The 21,844-nt window shown below is 39.2% G+C and carries 19 protein-coding genes; 18 read left to right on the top strand and 1 reads right to left on the bottom strand.

Annotated features, from left to right (window positions below):
* Window positions 1-151: 151 nt before the first annotated feature.
* The 7 genes from rpoC to V4T18_RS10425 all read left to right on the top strand — a co-directional run bounded on the left by rpoC (window position 152) and on the right by V4T18_RS10425 (window position 11,124).
* On the top strand, window positions 152-3,841 hold the full coding sequence (gene rpoC, locus V4T18_RS10395) for a DNA-directed RNA polymerase subunit beta' (protein WP_332649141.1): 3,690 nt from the start codon (window positions 152-154) through the stop codon (window positions 3,839-3,841).
* A 133-nt stretch (window positions 3,842-3,974) separates the two neighbouring features.
* Window positions 3,975-4,226 (top strand): ribosomal L7Ae/L30e/S12e/Gadd45 family protein, encoded by a 252-nt coding sequence (locus V4T18_RS10400; RefSeq protein ID WP_332649142.1) that lies wholly within the window; start codon window positions 3,975-3,977, stop codon window positions 4,224-4,226.
* 97 nt (window positions 4,227-4,323) lie between these two features.
* Complete coding sequence (rpsL, locus tag V4T18_RS10405) at window positions 4,324-4,743, top strand: 30S ribosomal protein S12 (RefSeq protein ID WP_332649143.1); 420 nt, start codon at window positions 4,324-4,326, stop codon at window positions 4,741-4,743.
* Between the two features lie 41 nt (window positions 4,744-4,784).
* The gene (gene rpsG, locus V4T18_RS10410; RefSeq protein WP_332649144.1) at window positions 4,785-5,255 is read left to right on the top strand and encodes a 30S ribosomal protein S7; all 471 of its coding nucleotides are present in this window, start codon (window positions 4,785-4,787) and stop codon (window positions 5,253-5,255) included.
* 77 nt (window positions 5,256-5,332) lie between these two features.
* Window positions 5,333-7,411: an elongation factor G gene (gene fusA / locus V4T18_RS10415; RefSeq protein WP_332649146.1), complete on the top strand. Its 2,079-nt coding sequence runs from the start codon at window positions 5,333-5,335 to the stop codon at window positions 7,409-7,411.
* Between the two features lie 129 nt (window positions 7,412-7,540).
* Window positions 7,541-8,728 (top strand): elongation factor Tu, encoded by a 1,188-nt coding sequence (gene tuf, locus V4T18_RS10420; protein ID WP_332649147.1) that lies wholly within the window; start codon window positions 7,541-7,543, stop codon window positions 8,726-8,728.
* 209 nt (window positions 8,729-8,937) lie between these two features.
* Entirely contained in the window at window positions 8,938-11,124 is a 2,187-nt protein-coding gene (locus V4T18_RS10425; protein ID WP_332649149.1) for a malate synthase G, read from the top strand.
* A gap of 54 nt (window positions 11,125-11,178) precedes the next feature.
* Here the strand turns inward: V4T18_RS10425 and V4T18_RS10430 are convergent, their stop codons facing one another.
* Window positions 11,179-12,066, bottom strand: coding sequence for a LysR family transcriptional regulator (locus V4T18_RS10430; RefSeq protein WP_332649150.1), 888 nt, complete (start codon window positions 12,064-12,066; stop codon window positions 11,179-11,181).
* Window positions 12,067-12,310: 244 nt separating this feature from the next.
* Here V4T18_RS10430 and V4T18_RS10435 point away from each other — a divergent pair, with 244 nt between their 5' ends.
* From V4T18_RS10435 to rplW, 11 genes are all read left to right on the top strand, one after another.
* The gene (locus tag V4T18_RS10435; protein WP_332649151.1) at window positions 12,311-12,988 is read left to right on the top strand and encodes a response regulator transcription factor; all 678 of its coding nucleotides are present in this window, start codon (window positions 12,311-12,313) and stop codon (window positions 12,986-12,988) included.
* Window positions 12,985-13,977 carry a sensor histidine kinase gene (locus V4T18_RS10440; protein ID WP_332649152.1) on the top strand — a complete coding sequence of 331 codons (993 nt, stop codon included), beginning with the start codon at window positions 12,985-12,987 and terminating at the stop codon, window positions 13,975-13,977. The genes V4T18_RS10435 and V4T18_RS10440 overlap by 4 nt, the downstream gene beginning before the upstream one ends.
* Window positions 13,978-14,080: 103 nt before the next feature.
* A complete protein-coding gene (locus tag V4T18_RS10445; protein WP_332649153.1) occupies window positions 14,081-14,842 on the top strand; it encodes an ABC transporter ATP-binding protein in 762 nt (253 codons plus the stop codon).
* Entirely contained in the window at window positions 14,832-16,814 is a 1,983-nt protein-coding gene (locus V4T18_RS10450) for an ABC transporter permease (RefSeq protein WP_332649154.1), read from the top strand. The genes V4T18_RS10445 and V4T18_RS10450 overlap by 11 nt, the downstream gene beginning before the upstream one ends.
* A 374-nt stretch (window positions 16,815-17,188) precedes the next feature.
* Window positions 17,189-17,980 carry an amino acid ABC transporter substrate-binding protein gene (locus tag V4T18_RS10455; protein ID WP_332649155.1) on the top strand — a complete coding sequence of 264 codons (792 nt, stop codon included), beginning with the start codon at window positions 17,189-17,191 and terminating at the stop codon, window positions 17,978-17,980.
* Between the two features lie 75 nt (window positions 17,981-18,055).
* Window positions 18,056-18,709 (top strand): amino acid ABC transporter permease, encoded by a 654-nt coding sequence (locus V4T18_RS10460; protein WP_332649156.1) that lies wholly within the window; start codon window positions 18,056-18,058, stop codon window positions 18,707-18,709.
* A gap of 14 nt (window positions 18,710-18,723) precedes the next feature.
* Window positions 18,724-19,470, top strand: a complete 747-nt coding sequence (locus V4T18_RS10465; RefSeq protein WP_332649157.1) for an amino acid ABC transporter ATP-binding protein — start codon at window positions 18,724-18,726, stop codon at window positions 19,468-19,470.
* Window positions 19,471-19,878: 408 nt separating this feature from the next.
* Window positions 19,879-20,187 carry a 30S ribosomal protein S10 gene (gene rpsJ / locus V4T18_RS10470; RefSeq protein ID WP_004233624.1) on the top strand — a complete coding sequence of 103 codons (309 nt, stop codon included), beginning with the start codon at window positions 19,879-19,881 and terminating at the stop codon, window positions 20,185-20,187.
* A gap of 48 nt (window positions 20,188-20,235) precedes the next feature.
* The gene (rplC, locus tag V4T18_RS10475; protein ID WP_332649158.1) at window positions 20,236-20,865 is read left to right on the top strand and encodes a 50S ribosomal protein L3; all 630 of its coding nucleotides are present in this window, start codon (window positions 20,236-20,238) and stop codon (window positions 20,863-20,865) included.
* Between the two features lie 26 nt (window positions 20,866-20,891).
* On the top strand, window positions 20,892-21,515 hold the full coding sequence (gene rplD, locus V4T18_RS10480; protein ID WP_332649159.1) for a 50S ribosomal protein L4: 624 nt from the start codon (window positions 20,892-20,894) through the stop codon (window positions 21,513-21,515).
* A complete protein-coding gene (rplW, locus tag V4T18_RS10485) occupies window positions 21,515-21,799 on the top strand; it encodes a 50S ribosomal protein L23 (protein ID WP_332649160.1) in 285 nt (94 codons plus the stop codon). The genes rplD and rplW overlap by 1 nt, the downstream gene beginning before the upstream one ends.
* The last annotated feature ends 45 nt before the right edge of the window (window positions 21,800-21,844 follow it).

The raw sequence follows: 21,844 nt of genomic DNA on the forward strand, positions 1-21,844 counted from the left end.
GCAGGAAATTGCCCTGCCCGTTTTTTTATAAGAATTTAAACGTAATTTTTAGTAGAAAAAGTTTAATCTATAAAGTTTAAACTTTTTTTGCGATGAATGTTGAGCTACGGAAAAGTCATTAAAGGACTTATACTAAAGGGAGGTAGGCTCCTTGATAGACGTTAATGAATTTGAATATATGAAAATTGGTTTAGCTTCTCCTGACAAGATTCGCTCTTGGTCATATGGTGAAGTAAAAAAACCGGAAACAATTAACTACCGTACATTAAAGCCAGAAAAAGATGGTCTATTCTGCGAACGCATTTTCGGACCAACAAAAGACTGGGAATGTCATTGTGGTAAATACAAACGTGTGCGCTATAAAGGTGTAGTTTGTGATCGTTGTGGAGTAGAAGTTACACGCGCAAAAGTTCGCCGTGAGCGTATGGGGCACATCGAATTAGCTGCTCCTGTATCTCATATTTGGTACTTCAAAGGTATTCCTAGCCGAATGGGTCTTATTTTAGATATGTCTCCACGTGCACTGGAAGAGGTAATTTACTTCGCATCATACGTAGTAATTGATCCTGCTGGTACAAATTTAGAGAACAAACAGCTTCTTTCTGAAAAGGAATATCGTGCTTATCGCGAAAAATTTGGTGCTACTTTTGAAGCAGCAATGGGTGCGGAAGCAATTAAAAAGCTTCTTGAGAAAATTGATCTTGAAGAAGAAACGGTCATGTTAAAAGAAGAACTGAAAACTGCACAAGGTCAACGTCGTACTCGTGCGATTAAGCGCCTTGAAGTAGTAGAATCATTCCGTAACTCAGGCAACAAACCAGAGTGGATGATTTTAGACGTACTTCCAGTTATTCCGCCAGAGCTTCGTCCAATGGTGCAATTAGATGGTGGTCGTTTCGCAACTTCTGACTTAAATGATTTATACCGTCGTGTTATTAACCGTAATAACCGTTTAAAACGTTTATTAGATTTAGGTGCTCCAAGCATCATCGTACAAAACGAAAAACGTATGTTACAAGAAGCGGTCGATGCTTTAATTGACAACGGTCGTCGCGGTCGTCCTGTTACAGGTCCGGGTAACCGTCCGTTAAAATCACTTTCACACATGTTGAAAGGGAAACAAGGTCGTTTCCGTCAAAACTTACTAGGTAAACGTGTAGACTACTCTGGTCGTTCGGTTATCGTAGTAGGTCCAAACTTAAAAATGTACCAATGTGGTCTTCCAAAAGAGATGGCAATCGAGCTATTTAAGCCTTTCGTAATGAAAGAATTAGTAGAACGTGGCCTAGCTCATAACATTAAGAGTGCAAAACGCAAAATTGAGCGTATGCACAACGAAGTATGGGATGTTTTAGAAGACGTTATTCGTGAGCATCCGGTATTACTTAACCGTGCACCGACGCTTCACCGTCTTGGTATTCAAGCGTTTGAGCCGACATTAGTAGAAGGTCGTGCAATTCGTCTTCACCCATTAGTATGTACAGCTTATAACGCTGACTTTGATGGTGACCAAATGGCGGTTCACGTTCCTTTATCAGCAGAAGCGCAAGCAGAAGCTCGTTTACTTATGCTAGCAGCTCAGAACATTCTAAACCCGAAAGATGGTAAACCAGTAGTAACACCATCTCAGGATATGGTATTAGGTAACTATTATCTAACGCTTGAGCGTGAAGGTGCTCGTGGAGAAGGTTCTATCTTCTACGGACCAAACGAAGTGTTAATTGCATACCAAACTGGCCATGTACATTTACACACGCGCATTGCGATTCAAGCCTCTTCTTTAAACAATCCAACGTTTACAGAAGAGCAAAACGGAATGTTCTTATTAACAACTGTAGGTAAGGTAATTTTCAACGAGATTCTTCCTGAATCATTCCCTTACATCAACGAACCAACAGATGTGAATTTAGAACAAAAAACACCTGAGAAGTACTTTGCGAAACTAACAATTGACGAAGAGCTACTAAAAGAAGTGGAAGCATCTGAAGGCTATGCCACTCTTTCCCAAACAGAAAAAGTGGAGGTACAACGTAAAGCAGTATTACAAAAATACTTCGCTTCAATGCCGGTTGTTCCACCATTCCGTAAAAAGTTCTTAGGAAATGTTATTGCAGAAGTATTTAAACGATTCCATATTACAGAAACGTCTAAAATGCTTGATCGCATGAAGGACTTAGGCTTTAAATATTCAACTCGTGCTGGTATTACAGTAGGTGTATCAGATATCGAGGTATTACCGAATAAAGGTGAAATTCTACAAGAAGCGCAAGCAAAAGTAGATAAAGTTACGAAGCAATTTAAACGTGGTTTAATTACAGAAGAAGAGCGTTATGATCGTGTTATTTCTAGTTGGTCTGCAGCTAAGGATGAAATCCAAGGTAAGCTAATGGACTCTCTACAAAATACGAACCCAATCTTCATGATGTCTGACTCTGGTGCCCGTGGTAACGCATCGAACTTTACTCAGCTAGCTGGTATGCGTGGTCTGATGGCCAACCCGGCTGGACGAATTATCGAACTTCCAATCAAATCTTCATTCCGTGAAGGTTTAACAGTATTAGAGTACTTCATCTCTACACACGGTGCGCGTAAAGGTCTTGCCGATACTGCACTTAAAACTGCCGATTCAGGTTATTTAACTCGTCGTCTAGTAGATGTTGCGCAGGACGTAATCGTTCGTGAAGACGACTGTGGTACGGATCGCGGTTTACTGATTGGGGCTCTAATGGAAGGTAACGAGATTATTGAAATGCTAGAAGAGCGTATCGTAGGTCGTTACACGAAGAAAACAATTTTCCATCCAGAAACAGGCGCTGTCATTTTAGAGCGTGACGGATTAATTACACAAGATGTTGCTCGTACGATTGATGAAGCAGGTATCGAAGAAGTGACGATCCGTTCTGCATTCACATGTAATACAAAGCATGGTGTATGTAAAAAATGTTATGGTATGAACCTAGCAACAGGTGAAGAGGTAGAGGTTGGCGAAGCAGTAGGTATTATTGCTGCTCAATCTATCGGTGAGCCAGGTACGCAGTTAACGATGCGTACATTCCATACAGGTGGGGTTGCCGGTAACGATATTACACAAGGTCTTCCACGTATCCAAGAGATTTTTGAGGCACGTAATCCGAAAGGGCAAGCAGTTATTTCAGAAATCTCAGGTACAGTTTCAGAAATCGATGAAATCCGTGAAGGTCTAAAAGAAATAACGATTCAAGGTGACGTAGAAACTCGTAAATATCAAGCGCCTTATAACGCGCGTTTAAAAGTTCAATTAGGTGATGAAATTAAACCTGGACAAATCCTTACAGAAGGTTCTATCGATCCAAAGCAATTATTAAAAGTTAAAGACGTGTCAACAGTTCAAGAATATCTGTTAAAAGAAGTACAAAAAGTATACCGTATGCAAGGGGTAGAAATTGGAGATAAGCACATTGAAGTAATGGTTCGCCAAATGATTCGTAAAGTGCGCGTAATTGAAGCTGGGGATACAGACTTATTACCAGGTTCATTATTAGATATCCACCAATTCTCAGAAGCAAATGCAGATGCAGTTCTAACTGGCAAAAATCCTGCAACTTGTCGCCCTGTCATCCTTGGTATTACAAAAGCATCTCTTGAAACAGAGTCGTTCTTATCTGCTGCATCATTCCAAGAAACAACTCGTGTATTAACGGATGCTGCAATTAAAGGTAAGCGTGATGAATTACTTGGTCTGAAGGAAAATGTAATTATCGGTAAACTTGTTCCGGCAGGTACTGGTATGCAACGTTACCGTCAAATTCGTATTGAGCAAGATGTACTTGATACAGAGGAAGAATTAACTTCAGCTGAATAAGCTTTAAGGTCAATTTCCGGGTGAGGGCTAGCTCTCACCGGGATTTTTATAGATATTAGTTGACAGTGTAAATTGGTAATGATAATATATTGAAGGTTGATAGTTAACTGTCTGTACTTCGGAGGATATGAAAATGTCTTATGATCAAGTGAAACAGGCTAGTAAAACAATCATAGGTACAAAGCAAGCAGTGAAAGCGATGCGTGCTGGACAAGTTACAGAGCTTTTTGTCGCACTTGATGCAGACAGTGGGGTAACCGATCCGGCCATTCTTCTCGCGAAAGAAATCGGTGTACCAGTTCGTCTCGTGGAGTCAAAAAAAGAACTTGGAAAAGCTTGCGGCATACATGTTGGAGCTGCGGTTGTTGCGATTACTGCGATGTAGTTTTTGTGTAAAGTACACAAAGACTTTGTTTTTACCCAAAAAATGAACCACCTGGATGTGTGGTATTACAAGGAATCAATGAAGGGAGGAAAAATCGATGCCTACAATTAACCAATTGGTACGTAAGCCTCGTAAATCTAAAAGCACGAAATCAAACTCACCAGCGTTAAACAAAGGATATAACTCATTTAAAAAATCTTTAACTGATGTTAAATCTCCACAAAAACGTGGTGTTTGTACTCGTGTAGGTACTATGACGCCTAAAAAACCTAACTCAGCGTTACGTAAATACGCTCGTGTACGTTTAACTAACCAAATCGAGGTTACAGCGTATATCCCAGGTGAAGGCCACAACTTACAAGAGCACAGTGTTGTTCTTATCCGTGGCGGTCGTGTAAAAGACTTACCGGGTGTTCGTTACCATATCGTACGTGGTGCACTTGATACTGCTGGTGTTAACGGTCGTATGCAATCACGTTCTCTATACGGAACAAAACGCCCTAAAGAAAAAAAATAATTTAAACTCAAATAGATACTCATCTGAAAGGAGGAAAACACATGCCTCGTAAAGGTCCTGTTTCCAAACGTGACGTGTTACCAGATCCAATTTATAATTCAAAATTAGTAACTCGTTTAGTTAATAAAATGATGATTGACGGTAAAAAAGGTACTTCTCAAAAGATTTTATACGGTGCGTTCGAACTTGTTAAAGAACGTTCAGGTCAAGATCCTCTAGAAGTATTCGAAGCGGCATTAAACAACGTAATGCCAGTTCTAGAAGTACGCGCTCGTCGTGTTGGTGGTTCTAACTACCAAGTACCGGTTGAAGTACGCCCAGAACGCCGTACAACTTTAGGTCTTCGTTACTTAGTTAACTACTCTCGTCTTCGTGGTGAAAAAACGATGGAAGAGCGTTTAGCTAATGAAATCTTAGATGCATCTAACAACACGGGTGCTTCAGTTAAGAAACGCGAAGATATGCACAAAATGGCAGAAGCGAACAAAGCATTCGCTCACTACCGCTGGTAATTTTATCTACGCTCTAGCTTGCTAGAGCATAGATTTTACTTAATAGTTTTAACCCAATATGGAAGGAGAAATTTCCTATGAAACGCGAATTCTCTTTAGAGAATACTCGTAATATTGGGATTATGGCTCACATTGATGCTGGTAAAACAACAACAACTGAGCGTATCCTTTATTACACTGGTAAGATTCACAAAATCGGTGAAACTCACGATGGTGGAGCTCAAATGGACTGGATGGAGCAAGAGCAAGAACGTGGTATTACGATCACTTCTGCTGCAACAACAGCTCAGTGGGCAGGTAACCGTATTAACATCATCGATACTCCAGGTCACGTAGACTTCACAGTAGAAGTAGAACGTTCTTTACGTGTACTTGACGGTGCAGTAACAGTACTTGATGCTCAATCAGGTGTTGAGCCTCAAACTGAAACAGTATGGCGTCAAGCAACAACTTACGGCGTACCACGTATCGTATTCATCAACAAAATGGATAAAATGGGTGCTGACTTCTTATATTCTGTAAATACTCTACATGAGCGTTTACAAGCAAACGCTCACCCAATCCAACTACCAATCGGTGCTGAAGATGAGTTCCGTGGTATTATTGACTTAATAGAAATGAACGTTACATTCTATGGTAACGACGAAGGTACTGCTCTTACTGTAGAAGAAATTCCAGAAGAATATAAAGAGCAAGCTGAAGAATACCGTGAGAAATTAATCGATGCAGTTGCAAGTGTTGATGAAGATCTTATGGAGAAATATTTAGAAGGCGAAGAAATTACTAAAGAAGAGCTTAAAGCAGCTATTCGTAAAGCGACTATCGCGGTAGAATTCTACCCTGTACTTTGCGGTACAGCATTCAAACACAAAGGTGTTCGTAAAATGCTTGACGCAGCTGTAGATTACCTTCCAGCACCAACTGACGTACCATCTATTAAAGGTACTTCTGTTGATGGCGACGAAGAAATCGAGCGTCATTCTTCAGACGAGGAGCCATTCTCAGCTCTTGCGTTTAAAGTTATGACTGACCCGTTCGTTGGTAAATTAACTTTCTTCCGTGTGTACTCTGGAACATTAGATTCAGGTTCATACGTACAAAACTCTTCTAAAGGTAAACGTGAGCGTGTAGGTCGTATCCTACAAATGCACGCGAACAGCCGTGAAGAAATCTCTAAAGTATTCGCAGGGGATATTGCTGCTGCTGTAGGTCTTAAAGACACTACTACTGGTGACACTCTTTGTGACGAGAAAAATCTTGTTATCCTTGAGTCTATGGAATTCCCAGAGCCAGTTATCTCTTTATCTGTAGAGCCTAAATCAAAAGCTGACCAAGACAAAATGGGTCAAGCATTAGCTAAATTGCAAGAAGAAGATCCAACTTTCCGTGCTCACACTGACACTGAAACTGGTCAAACAATTATCTCTGGTATGGGTGAGCTTCACTTAGATATCCTAGTTGACCGTATGAGACGTGAGTTTAAAGTAGAAGCTAACGTTGGTGCGCCAATGGTATCTTACCGTGAAACATTCCGTAGCGAAGCTAAAGTTCAAGGTAAATTCACTCGTCAATCGGGTGGTCGTGGACAATACGGTGACGTAACGATTGAGTTCTCTCCAAACGAAGAGGGTGCTGGTTTCGAATTCGAAAACGCTATCGTTGGTGGTGTAGTACCACGTGAATATATTCCGGCTGTTGAAGCGGGTCTTCGTGACTCTCTTGACCGCGGTGTAATTGCTGGTTACCCACTAATCGACATTAAAGCGAAGTTAGTATTCGGTTCTTACCATGACGTTGACTCGAATGAGATGGCGTTCAAAATTGCTGCATCTATGGCTCTTAAAGAAGCTGCGAAGAAATGTAATCCAGTTCTTTTAGAACCAATGATGAAAGTAGAAGTTGTAATTCCAGAAGAGTACCTTGGTGATATCATGGGTAACATTACTGCTCGTCGCGGACGCGTTGAGGGTATGGAAGCACGTGGTAACTCTCAAGTAGTACGCGCAATGGTTCCACTATCTGAAATGTTCGGATATGCAACAACTTTACGTTCAGCAACACAAGGTCGCGGTACATTCTCAATGGTATTCGATCATTATGAAGAAGTACCAAAATCAATTGCTGAAGAAATCATCAAAAAAAATAAAGGTGAATAATTGAATTTTCATCTTGTATCAAGTATAAATAACTTGTAAGCTATGATTGACATGGCAAGGAAGGGCCCTTTCTTGCCGTGCAATTATAACATAAAAAAATTAAAACACATATTTAGGAGGCTTTCTCTAATGGCTAAAGAAAAATTTGACCGTTCGAAAACGCATGCTAACGTTGGTACAATCGGACACGTTGACCATGGTAAAACTACTTTAACTGCTGCAATCGCAACAGTTCTTTCAAAAAAATTAGGTGGAGAAGCTAAGTCATATGCTGACGTAGATAACGCACCAGAAGAAAAAGAGCGCGGTATCACAATCAATACTTCTCACGTAGAATATGAAACTGAAACTCGTCACTATGCACACGTTGACTGCCCAGGACACGCTGACTATGTTAAAAACATGATCACTGGTGCTGCTCAAATGGACGGCGGTATCTTAGTAGTATCTGCTGCTGACGGCCCAATGCCACAAACTCGTGAGCACATCCTTTTATCTCGTCAAGTAGGTGTTCCTTACTTAGTAGTATTCATGAACAAATGTGATATGGTTGACGACGAAGAATTATTAGAATTAGTAGAAATGGAAATCCGTGACCTACTATCTGAATATGAGTTCCCAGGCGACGATATCCCTGTAATCAAAGGTTCTGCTCTTAAAGCTCTTGAAGGTGAAGCAGAATGGGAAGAAAAAATCATCGAATTAATGGACGCTGTAGATTCTTACATCCCAACTCCAGAACGTCAAACTGACAAACCATTCATGATGCCAGTAGAGGACGTATTCTCTATCACTGGTCGTGGTACAGTAGCAACTGGCCGTGTTGAACGTGGTCAAGTTAAAGTTGGTGACGTTGTAGAAATTATCGGTATTGAAGAAGAAGCAAAAACTACAACTGTAACTGGTGTAGAAATGTTCCGTAAATTATTAGACTACGCTGAAGCTGGAGACAACATCGGTGCTTTACTTCGTGGTGTAGCTCGTGAAGATATCCAACGTGGTCAAGTATTAGCTAAACCAGGCTCAATTACTCCACACACAAACTTCAAAGCTGAAGTTTACGTTTTATCAAAAGAAGAGGGTGGCCGTCATACTCCATTCTTCTCTAACTACCGTCCTCAGTTCTACTTCCGTACAACTGACGTAACTGGTATTTGTATGTTACCAGAAGGCGTTGAAATGGTAATGCCTGGCGATAACATCGAAATGACTGTAGAATTAATCGCTCCAATCGCTCTTGAAGAAGGTACTAAATTCTCTATCCGTGAGGGTGGCCGTACTGTAGGCGCTGGCGTAGTTGCTTCTATCCAAAAATAATTTTAGCTTAGGCTAAATTCTTAAAAATCCTGTGGGGACGCTCACAGGATTTTTTTTATTTTGTATCATTATAGATAAAATGAATAATGAATATTCGAAATATGTATTTCATTAATGGATCTCTATAATATTATAATGGGTTATAAGGAAGGGATTGAGAATACTTTTCTTTCTTGAATGATTTAGTACGTTATAGGGGGATAATGTTCATGTCAAATTATATTAAAGTGGGTAACCTTCAAGTAAGTTCTATTCTTTTTGATTTTATTAATGCACAAGCACTTCCTGGGAGTGGTGTGGAGCAGGAACAATTTTGGGCTGGATTTGATGAACTAATTCATGATTTAGAACCTGAAAATAAAGCACTTTTGGCACGTCGTGATGAGCTACAAGAGGCGATTAACAATTGGCATAAGGATAATAAATCAAACTTTGATTTTGCAGCATACAAGTCATTTTTGCAAGAAATTGGCTATCTTGAACCGAAAGTAGAGTCATTTAAGGTTTCAACTGAAAATGTAGATGAAGCTATTGCGATTCAAGCAGGACCTCAGCTAGTAGTGCCAGTAAACAATGCACGTTATGCGATTAATGCAGCAAATGCACGTTGGGGTAGTCTTTATGATGCGTTATATGGTACAGATGCAATTAGCGATGAAGATGGTGCCGGAGCAGGCAAAGGCTATAATCCAGTTCGTGGTGAGAAGGTTATCGCTTATGCTAAAAACTTATTAGATCAAGCGGTACCGTTAAACGGTGCTTCACATACAGCTGTAGTGAAATACACAATTGTAGCTGGTAAATTAGTTGCTGCACTAGATAACGGTCAAGAGGTAGGTCTTACTGACGAAGAAAAATTAGTAGGTTACCAAGGTAATGCTGAGGAACCTACAGCTATTTTATTAAAAAATAACGGTATCCATATTGAAATTCAAGTTGATCGCCAGCATCCGATTGGGAAAGATGATGCTGCGGGTGTAAAGGATGTTGTACTAGAGTCGGCCATTACGACGATTATGGACTGTGAGGATTCTGTTGCAGCTGTAGATGCGGAAGATAAAGTGGAAGTATATAGTAACTGGTTAGGCTTAATGAAGGGTGACTTAGTAGCTACATTCGAGAAAGGCTCGAAAACAATGACACGTACACTAAATCCAGATCGCACGTATACAGGTGTAACTGGTGAAACGGTTACTCTATCGGGTCGTTCATTAATGTTTGTACGTAATGTAGGTCATTTAATGACAAATCCTGCCGTACTAAATAATGAAGGTCAAGAAGTGCCAGAGGGGATTTTGGATGGTGTTATTACAAGTTTAATAGCGAAACATGAGCTATTAAGTGATGGCCAATATAAAAACTCACAAAAAGGGTCTGTTTATATTGTAAAGCCAAAAATGCACGGTTCGGAAGAGGTTGCATTTGCCAATAAATTATTTGGTCGAGTTGAGGATCTATTAGGCTTAGAGCGCTTCACATTAAAAATTGGCGTTATGGACGAGGAACGTCGTACATCACTAAACTTAAAAGCGTGTATTAAGGAAGTAAAGGACCGCGTAGTATTCATCAACACAGGATTCTTAGATCGTACAGGTGATGAAATCCATACATCAATGGAAGCTGGTCCAATGATCCGTAAAGGTGAAATGAAAACATCGACGTGGTTAACAGCATATGAAAAATCAAATGTAGTAGTTGGTTTAGATGCTGGTTTACAGGGGCGTGCGCAAATTGGTAAAGGAATGTGGGCAATGCCAGATCTAATGGCTGAAATGCTAAAGCAAAAAATTGGTCACCCACAGGCTGGTGCCAATACTGCTTGGGTACCATCACCAACAGCAGCTACATTACACGCTACACACTACCACCAAGTAGATGTAAAGGAAGTACAGAGAGGTATTTCTACATCTGATGATTTCCAAGATGCTATCCTTCAATTGCCGGTATCTCCAACAACGGATTGGAGTGCAGAGGAAGTTCAGCAGGAGCTTGATAATAATGCTCAAGGTATTCTAGGATATGTTGTCCGCTGGGTAGAGCATGGTGTAGGGTGCTCAAAGGTTCCTGATATTAACGATATTGGTTTAATGGAAGACCGTGCGACGCTTCGTATCTCAAGCCAGCACGTTGCAAACTGGTTACACCATGGCATTTGTACAGAAGAACAAGTGGTAGAAACGATGCAGCGTATGGCTAAAGTTGTGGATGAGCAAAATGCGGATGATCCGTTCTACCGTCCAATGGCACCGAATTATAATGATTCAGTAGCATTCCAAGCAGCGTGTGAATTAGTATTCAAAGGCTATGAGCAGCCAAGCGGTTACACTGAGCCAATCTTACACAAAAAACGTCTAGAAGCAAAAGTGAAATACGGTAATGCTGTAGGAGCAAAATAAGATAACAATAAATAAGTAAAGAGGCTATCATGATAAAGATAGCCTCTTTGTCTTCTATTGGGGAATAAACTCATGTGCGAGTGCGATAAACTCTCTTACTGCATAAGATAAATATTTATTTTTTTTCCACGTCATGCCTAATTCTAAAAATATACTATCCTCATTAAATGGAATAGCCTTGATAGTATCGTCTTGAATTTTCTCACAGATTTTTTTAGGTAGCAGTGCAATGCCAAGCTTAGCAGCTACCATTTCAATAATTAAGTCCTTTTGTGATGTTTCACAGGCAATCGAAGGAAAAAAACCATTTTTAGAGCATTCCTCAATAATCCGATCATATAGCGTAAAATCGTTTCGATAAATAATAAAGGATTCCTTTTCTAATTGAGATAAATTCACAAAAGAATGTGTAGCAAGTGGATGGTCCTGGTGAACAATTAGCATTAATGGATCCTTTAGTATACCTATTGCTTCTAATGAGTTATTATCAACACATAAATTACAAATAATCCCTATATCCAATTCGCCGGCTGCAACGCCTTGCCGAATTTTTTTTGTTCCTACTTCTGTTAAAATTATTTCGATATACGGATACTTATCTTTGTATTGACTAACGAGTTTAGAAAAAAACGCTGACCCAACGATAGGTGGAATCCCTATTCGGATTTGTCCCTTTTTCAGTTCCATCAAATCGGTTAACTCGGAACGTAAATTTTTAAATGCCTCTAATACATGCTGTGCATTAATCAATACTGCTTGTCCAGCATCTGTTAGTTCTAACTTTTTCGATGAACGATAAAATAGTGGGACACCGAGCTCAGCTTCTAAGTTTTGAATCGCTTTACTAATAGAAGGCTGCGATACGTGTAATGTAGAGGCCGCCTTTGTAAAGCTCAAATGTTTAGCGACTTCTGAAAAATATTCAATTTGGCGAATGTCCAAAAAAGCAGCTCCTTTCCGAAACGACAAGCCATGATAATGTCATATAATAGTAGTGATTGTATTTATTATACATAAGAATCGTTTAGGAGAGTATGAAAAGGCAAAACAACAAAGATTAGCTCTTTATTATGAGAATGGAATCGATCTTACATAGATAATTTGAATGAATTTACAGTAGTGTATAATAAAAAAAAGACGTACAGGGAAATAATGTATAGTATTGCCGAAAGGATCGAGTATGCCCATGAAAATATTGATAGTAGAAGATGACACATCTATTTTCGATGTGATTCAGGAACGTTTTGCACAATGGTCGATGGAGGTAGTGAAACCGACGAGCTTCGAAAAGGTGATGGATGATTTTATCGAGCAAAAGCCACAGCTCGTAATATTAGATATTCAGCTTCCAGCGTACGACGGCTTTCACTGGTGTCGTGAAATCCGGGCGATATCTAAAGTACCCGTTATATTTTTGTCCTCTCGAGATCACCCAATGGACATGGTGATGGCTATGCAAATGGGCGCTGATGATTTTGTACAAAAGCCTTTTCATATGGATGTGCTCCTTGCAAAAGTGCAGGCTGTCTTAAGAAGAACATATGATTATACCGAGCAGCCATTAAATATTATACGCTGGAACGGTGCTGTTATTGATTATGATAGAGGCGCTGTGCAATATGAGGATTTACATATTGAGCTAACAAAAAATGAGTTGTATATTTTACGTATTTTATTAGGGAGTATCGATCAAATTGTATCGAGAGATGAATTAATGCGAAGGCTCTGGGATGATGAGCGATTCGTGAATGATAATACTTTAACTGTGAATGTGAATCGCCTGCGCCAAAGATTAGAGGAGATTGGGTTAAGTGGTGTTATTGTTACGAAAAAAGGGCTTGGTTATATGGCGGTGACACGATGATCCTATTGTTTTTAAAGGAGAAACGTGCATGGCTTGGCTTTTTCATCGTTTTGCAAGGGTGGATGAATATTTTATTCCTTTTGGATGACGGGTTTTCGAGTATATCGATTCGTTATATTAATATTATTAACACGCTATTGCTTATTGTGTTTTTGATTTGGCGATATGGTAAGGAATCTAAGCAACTGCGCGCCTCCTGTAGCGGAGGATTAGAGGATAATGACGTTTCGCCATTTCAGCAACATTTATTACAGCATATGAGAAATAGTATGGATGAATTGGAGCAGCAAATAAAGGAGCAAAAGCTTGTAGCATTGGAACGACACGATGAAATTCTTGCTTGGGTACATGAAATGAAATCTCCGATGACGGCGATGAAGCTGATGGCAGATAGAATAGAGCCCCATGCATTAAAAGAGCGAATGGAAAATGAGTGGCTCCGTATCCACCTCTTACTTGATCAGCAGCTCCATGCAACACGATTATCGACAATTGAAAAAGATAACCGGTTAGAAAAGCTCGTATTACAGCCGATTATTCATAAAGAAATCCTTGAGCTTCGTTCCTGGTGCTTGGAAAAAGGGATTGGCATTGAGGTAGAGGGATTAGAGGAAGCAGTCATTACGGATTCAAAATGGCTTGCCTTTATTTTTCGTCAAATATTTACGAATGCCGTGAAATATAGTAAATCGAATACTGAAATACGAATATTTACGGAACAGGATGCGCAAGGACATATTTGTCTTCATGTACAGGATTTTGGCTGTGGGATTGCTGCGGAAGATTTACCACGTGTTTTCCAAAAATCCTATACAGGAACAATTGGTCGAGAAACGATGGCTGCAACAGGTATGGGGCTATATTTAGCAAAGCAATCTGCAGAGAAGCTCGGAATTCGTCTAACGATTCAATCACAGGTTGGGGTCGGAACTACGGTAATCATTCAGTTTCCTAATGAAAATGAATATAATAAATCTTACGGTATGTGACGAAAATGTCATGTACCGTTTTTATTTGTCATGCAAAACGAACGAACCGCATGGCTGAACACGATACAATAGAAGCAACAAGATAAGCAAAGGAATGAGAGAGATGTCAATTTTAATTGCCCGGAAAATACGTAAAACGTACGGTAAACGTGCATTACAGCAGGAAGTATTAAAAGGGATTGATTTAGAGGTTAATAAAGGTGAGTTCGTCGGCATTATGGGATCGTCAGGGTCTGGGAAAACGACGCTATTAAATGTATTATGCTCGATTGATTCGGTTTCAGAGGGACTAGTAGAAATCAACGGAAAGCAATTACAGGGCATGAAGGAAAAGGAGCTGGCAAACTTCCGTCGCGAGCAGCTAGGCTTTATATTCCAAGATTACAATCTTCTCGATACATTAACGGTGAAGGAAAATATATTACTGCCATTATCGATTAGTAAAATTCCAAAGGCAGCAGCAGAAGCTCGATTTAAGGAGCTTGTGAGGATACTTGGGATTGAGGATATTATAGGGAAATATCCAAATGAAATTTCAGGTGGACAAAAGCAGCGAACTTCAGCGGCACGTGCGTTGATTTCAAACCCTTCAATAATTTTTGCGGACGAGCCGACGGGGGCGCTTGATTCGAAATCGGCTACAGCTTTACTAGCAAATTTAGAGAAAATTAATAAAGAGAAGCAGGCAACGATTATGATGGTTACACACGATGCCGTAGCAGCAAGCTTCTGTGGTCGTGTACTGTTTTTAAGGGACGGACAAATTTATACAGAATTATATAAAGGGGACAAGTCGCGAAATGATTTCTTCCAGCAAATATTAAATACGCAAAGTGTGCTAGGTGGTGACGGCTATGACGCTTAGTCAGCTCGTCCTGCGCAGTATGCAAAAGAATATAAAGCATTACTACTTATACTTTTTTGCATTAATTTTTAGTGTGACACTGTATTTTTCATTTATTACCTTGCAATATAATGATTCTGTTTTAAAAGCAACAAACGATAGCGGTACTGCTACGGCTGGATTTGAGGCGGCATCGTATTTACTGTATTTCATTGTGACATTTTTCGTACTGTATGCGAATCATTTATTTATGAAACGACGAAGTAAGGAAATCGGTTTATATCAGCTCATCGGGATGACGAAAGGATTAATTGTACGATTAGTAGCGTTAGAAAATATGCTGCTATTCGTTGGTGCCGTCATCATCGGAATGGGTATTGGCTTTTTAAGCTCTCGAGTATTTGCAATGATTTTATTAAAGGTTCTCGATTATGATGCGGTCGTTAGCATGACATTTAGCGCGGAGGCCATTACCCAAACAGGACTGATCTTTGGCATCTTGTTAGTCGTCATTTTAATCCAAATGACCTTTATGATTCGCCGTGTGTCATTATTATCATTGTTTACAGCATCAAAGCAAGCCGATGAGCGTGTAAAGCGCTTTAGCCCAGTACAGATGACTGTTGGTGCGATTGGGATCGGTTTAATCGTGTATGGCTATTATGCTTCGACAGAGTTATTTAGCCTTGAAACAGGTAGTAACTTATTTCAAAACATGATTATCATTTTGGTAACAACTATTGGTGGTACATTCCTTGTGTTTCGCTTCTCGGTGTCTTTTGTAATGAATTTAGTGCGCCTTAAGAAGAATGGACATTTACGCCCAGTGGATGTACTTGCCGTAACACCGATTATGCACCGTATGAAAGGCAATGCGAAGTCGTTAACATTGATCACGGTACTAACGGCTGTGTCACTTGCGATTACGACACTTTCTTATATTTCATATTACTCTTCCGAGAGCGGTGCAGAGAGAGACGTGCCAGCAGATTATATATTTGTGGATGACAAGGGAACTGCCTTTTTAGAGGCCCTTGAGCAAGAAGGTATCGCTTATGATAAAAAAGAATTTAATGTAGCTACAGCTGATGTAAATATAGCGGACTTAATGACTAACGGGACAACTGACGATTTAATAACAGACCTAGAAGCGGTTGTTCACCTAATATCGTTATCTGAATATCAACAAATAGATCCGAATTTAAAGCTTGAAGGTAATGAAGCAATTATTACAAGCTATACAGGGTTCCTATCACAGTTTATACAAATCGAAAAACATAAGGAAATCAATATACAACAGAATTCACTCGAACATACTGTGTTTATTAAGGAGATTCGGGAAGATAACATTCTTGCTTCAAGAATTACTTATGGTGGTGCATTAATATTAATTGTAAAAGATGAATTGTATGATACATTTTTGGAAGACAAAGAAGAGGAGGAAACTCTAGCATCAGATATTGAATGGTCAAAGCAAACGTCTGTATTCTTAAAAGACGAATCGGATAGAGACCGTACAGAAATTCTATATAAAGAAAGTGGAGCAAATTTATTAAGTGAACTCAGTGAGGGGCCGAAGCTGCTTTCACAAGAGCAAGCCCTAAAGAACACGCTTCGCAGCTTCGGTGTTATCATCTTTACAACTGCTTTCCTAGGCTTAGCCTTTTTACTGGCAACAGGTAGTATTTTATACTTTAAGCAAATGTCAGAGGCAGATGAGGAGCTACCATCGTATACGATTCTACGAAAAATTGGCTTTACGCAGCAGGAAATTATGCGCGGTATTTATGCAAAGCAGGCCTTTAACTTCGGTGTACCACTACTGATAGGGTTACTCCATAGTTATTTTGCCGTAAAATCGGGTTGGTTTTTATTCGGCTCTGAGCTTGTAACACCGCTAATTGTAACAATGCTTCTATATGTCGGGATGTACATCGTCTTTATGCTGTTATCCATTGGCTACTATAAAAAAATAATCAAGAGAGCTTTATAAAATAGAATAACTTTTGTACGCGAGAAACGGCTTATGCTGTTTCTCGTTTTTTATATGAAAATAATAAAGTTAGTTTTTCAGGTGAAATGGATGAGGCTGAAAAGCGCGATTTGTACCATTTTTAAAATTATTAATAAAAATGTCATCTTATCTCTTTTAATGCTAAAGATTGTTAAAGTAGTTGATTCAACTCGTTAATTCGTCGATTTTCTATCAATTGCAAGCTCGTTTATAGTATATAAGTGTTTATTTACTATCTACTTCTATTATTAGTATATTGACAAACAATATCTGAAAGTGATACCTTTGACACATTAGTGATTTAGTAGACGAAAGTTTTTAGATAAAATAAATTTTTAATGAGGAGAAACATTATGAAAAAGTATTTTGCATTCTTTTTACTAGCGATAGTTTCAATTGTATTAGCAGCTTGTGGTTCTTCTGATGACAAAGGTTCATCGGCTGGAGAGGATTCAGAAAATACATTAATAATCGGTATTGATGATAAATTTGCTCCTATGGGCTTCCGTGATGATAAAAATGAAATCGTAGGCTTTGATATTGATTATGCGCGTGCGGTTGCAGAGGAAATGGGCATGGAAGTTAAGTTCCAACCAATCGATTGGAAAACAAAAGAGTCTGAGTTAATCTCAGGTCGTATCGACTTAATTTGGAATGGCTATACAATTACAGAAGATCGTAAAGAAAAGGTATTATTCACAGAACCATATTTAGCGAACTCACAAGTAGTGATTACTTTAGAGGATTCAAAGTTAACTAACATCTCTGACTTAGCGGGCAAAAACGTAGGTGTTCAAGCTCTATCATCAGCATTAGATGCATTAAACGCTAACCCAGTATCGAAAGAAGTCGGCTCTGTAGCTGAATTTGCAGACAATGTACTAGCTTTAACAGACTTAAAAACAGGTCGTATTGATGCGGTTGTAATTGATGAAGTTGTAGCAAATTACTACAGTGCATTAGAAGAAGGTACATTCAAAATTTTAGAAGAATCTCTAGCACCTGAAGAATACGGAATAGGTGTAAAAAAGGGTAACGAAGAGCTACTTGAGAAATTACAAGCTGCTTTAGACAAGTTGAATGAAAACGGTAAAGCTGCTGAAATTTCAGAAAAATGGTTCGGTGAAAATAAAGTATTAAACTAATTAACTTATATATAGAGTAGGGTGAAGGAAGAGTTTCCGATTGGGGAGACTCTTACTTTGTTTAGGAGGTACACCATGGATAACTTCATGTCGATGTTGTTGCCAATGCTCGATGGAGCGAAGGTAACCATATTATTATTCATTATTGTGATAGTCCTTTCGATTCCGTTAGGCTTCCTATTAACATTAGCAGTAAAAAGTAAATTCAAGCCGCTTTCGTGGTTAGCACATGTCTACATTTATGTGATGCGCGGCACACCGTTATTACTACAATTATTATTAATTGTATACGGTTTACCGATGATTCCTGGGATTGGAGAATATCTAGTGCTTGACCGTTTTACAGCGGCGTGTATCGGTTTCGTTTTAAATTATGCTGCATACTTCTCAGAAATTTTCCGTGGTGGCTTATTAGCGATTGATAAGGGGCAATATGAGGCAGCACAAGTGTTAGGGTTAAACAAGTTTCAAACAACAACGCGTATTATTTTGCCACAAATGTTCCGAATTGCATTACCGACATTATCAAATGAATCGATAAATTTAGTAAAGGATACAGCACTTTTATATGCGGTAGCTGTACCAGAATTACTGCATTATGCACAAACTGTTGTAAACCGTGACTTCACGATTGTACCATTCTTTGTAGCGGGAGCGATTTATTTATTAATTACATTAGTATTAACAGTATTCCTTAAATATTTAGAGCGACGCTTCAAGTATGAATAACGGAGGATTCTTATATGGCTTTAATTGAAATTGAAAACTTGAAAAAATCATTCGGTTCGTTGGAAGTGTTAAAGAGCATTTCATTTAATGTAGAAAAAAATGATGTAATCGCCATCATTGGTCCTTCTGGTTCGGGAAAAAGTACTATGCTACGTAGTCTTGTGCATTTAGAAGAGATTAATGGCGGTTCTGTAAAAATTGATGATCATTACTTAGTGAGGGATGGTGTCTATGCAAAGGCGCAGGACATTAAAGCTATCACAGCAAAAATGGGAATGGTGTTTCAGCATTTTAATTTATTCCCTCATTTAAGTGTACGTGATAACTTAGCGATATCACCAAAGCTAGTAAAAAAGTTATCTGCTGCTGAAACGAAGAAAAATGCAGATGAGCTTCTAGCCAAGGTCGGATTATCAGATAAGGCTAATGTTTACCCATCTAATTTATCGGGCGGGCAGAAGCAACGAGTGGCGATTGCTCGTGCCTTAATGATGAATCCTCAAATTCTATTATTTGATGAACCTACCTCAGCGCTTGATCCAGAGCTTACAGGCGAAGTTTTAAAGGTAATGAAGGATTTAGCGGAAGAGCATATGACGATGATCGTTGTCACACATGAAATGGGCTTTGCTCGTGAGGTGGCAAATAAAGTTGTATTTATGGATGGTGGAGAAATTTTAGAGGCAGGGACACCGGAGCAAATCTTCAATAACCCACAGCAAGCTCGTACTCAAGAGTTTTTAAAGAAGAATTATAAATAATAGAGTGCCGATAACGCAGTAAACGTGTTATCGGTATTTTTACTGATTTGAATTGAGTGAAAATTCAACTAACTATAAAAGTACACATATTAATAGGAAGAAATTCATTTATACAAGTTATTTTGTATAAATACGGCTTTTTGGGTTGCTTTCACCCGCGGTCTCTTATATACTAGAAAACGGCTCAAAAAGAGCGAAAGCATATAAAGAAACAACATTATAAACTTATGAAAAGAATTTTGCTAAAATACTTGCGAACTTCTTTTTTATTGTATATAATGTTGAATGTTGGTCTTTGACTGCGATGAAGCGAGAGGTTGCCGACACACCCGGCCGCTTTGCCATGGCGAGTGTGTGGGAAATTTTCGTGGAGAATGTCTAGAAAATAGGCGAGAAGGAGGGAAAATTATGGCAAAACAAAAGATTCGTATCCGTTTAAAAGCGTATGATCACCGTATTTTAGATCAGTCTGCTGAGAAAATTGTGGAAACTGCTAAACGTTCAGGTGCAAGTGTGTCAGGTCCGATTCCACTTCCAACTGAGAAGTCTGTGTACACAATCTTACGTGCTGTTCACAAGTACAAAGATTCTCGTGAACAATTCGAAATGCGTACGCATAAACGTTTAATCGATATCGTTAACCCAACACCACAAACTGTTGATGCGTTAATGAAACTTGACTTACCATCTGGCGTTGATATCGAAATCAAACTTTAATGGTAAAAACAAATATATTTTTTTCAAAACTTACAGGAGGTGTGACAAATGGCTAAAGGAATCTTAGGTAGAAAAATCGGCATGACTCAAGTTTTCGCTGAGAACGGAGATTTAATCCCAGTAACAGTAATCGAAGCTGCTCCAAACGTAGTTCTTCAAAAGAAAACTGCTGAGACAGACGGCTACGAAGCAATCCAAGTTGGTTTCGAAGACAAGCGCGTTAAGCTTTCTAACAAACCAGAACAAGGTCACGTAGCAAAAGCAAATACGGCTCCTAAGCGCTTCATTCGTGAATTCCGCAACGTAAACGTGGCAGAATACGAAGTTGGTCAAGAAGTCAAAGTAGAAATTTTCGCGGAAGGCGATGTAGTTGATGTAACAGGTGTAACTAAGGGTAAAGGTTTCCAAGGTGCTATCAAGCGTCACGGACAATCTCGTGGTCCTATGTCTCACGGTTCTCGCTACCACCGTCGCGTTGGTTCAATGGGTCCTGTTGCTCCAAACCGCGTATTCAAACAAAAGAAATTACCTGGTCAAATGGGTGGTAATGTTGTAACAATCCAAAACCTTGAAATCGTTAAGGTTGATGCAGAACGCAACTTATTACTAGTTAAAGGTAATGTTCCTGGTTCTAAAAAAGCTCTTGTTGCAGTTAAAACTGCAGTAAAATCTAAATAATTCTCTTAAGAAAGGAGGACACAGGAATGACAAAGGTATCTGTACTTAGTCAAACAGGTGCTTCAGTTGGCGAAATCGAATTAAACGATGCGATCTTCGGAATCGAGCCAAACGAAGCTGTTTTATTTGATGCAGTAATCGCACAACGCGCTTCACTACGTCAAGGTAACCATAAAGTAAAAAACCGTTCTGAAGTTGCTGGTGGTGGTCGTAAGCCATGGCGTCAAAAAGGAACTGGTCGTGCTCGTCAAGGTTCGATCCGCTCTCCACAATGGCGCGGTGGTGGTATCGTATTCGGTCCAACTCCACGTAGCTACTCTTACAAATTACCGAAGAAAGTTCGTCGCTTAGCTCTTAAATCAGCTTTATCAGCTAAAGTTGTAGAACAAAACTTCGTAGTTCTTGATGCATTAACTTTAGATGCACCAAAAACAAAAGATTTCGCTGCTATCTTAAAAGCATTAGAAATCAACAAAAAAGCGCTTTTCGTAACTGCTGAGTTAAACGAAAACGTAGCATTATCAGCTCGTAACATCCCTGGTGTTACAGTTTTAACAGCTGCTGGAATCAACGTTCTTGATCTTTTAGGTCACGAAAAAGTTGTATTTACAAAAGCTGCAGTAGAAAAAGTTGAGGAGGTGCTTGGATAATGGAAGCACGTGATATCATCAAACGTCCGGTCATTACTGAGCGTTCTTCTGAAATTATGGCAGAGAAAAAGTATACTTTCGAAGTAGACACTCGCGCTAACAAAACTCAAGTTAAAGATGCAGTAGAAGAAATCTTTGGCGTTCAAGTTGAGAAAGTAAACATCATGAACTACAAAGGTAAATTCAAACGTGTTGGTAAATTCGGCGGTTACACAAACAAACGTCGTAAAGCAATCGTTAAATTAACTGCTGATTCAAAAGAAATCGAATTATTCGAAGTCTAATCCCTATAGAGATTAGATTGTACAATATAAAAGGAGGGAAAACAC

It is taken from the genome of Lysinibacillus sp. 54212 (genome assembly GCF_036662795.1).
In the GTDB taxonomy this organism is placed as follows: domain Bacteria; phylum Bacillota; class Bacilli; order Bacillales_A; family Planococcaceae; genus Lysinibacillus_B.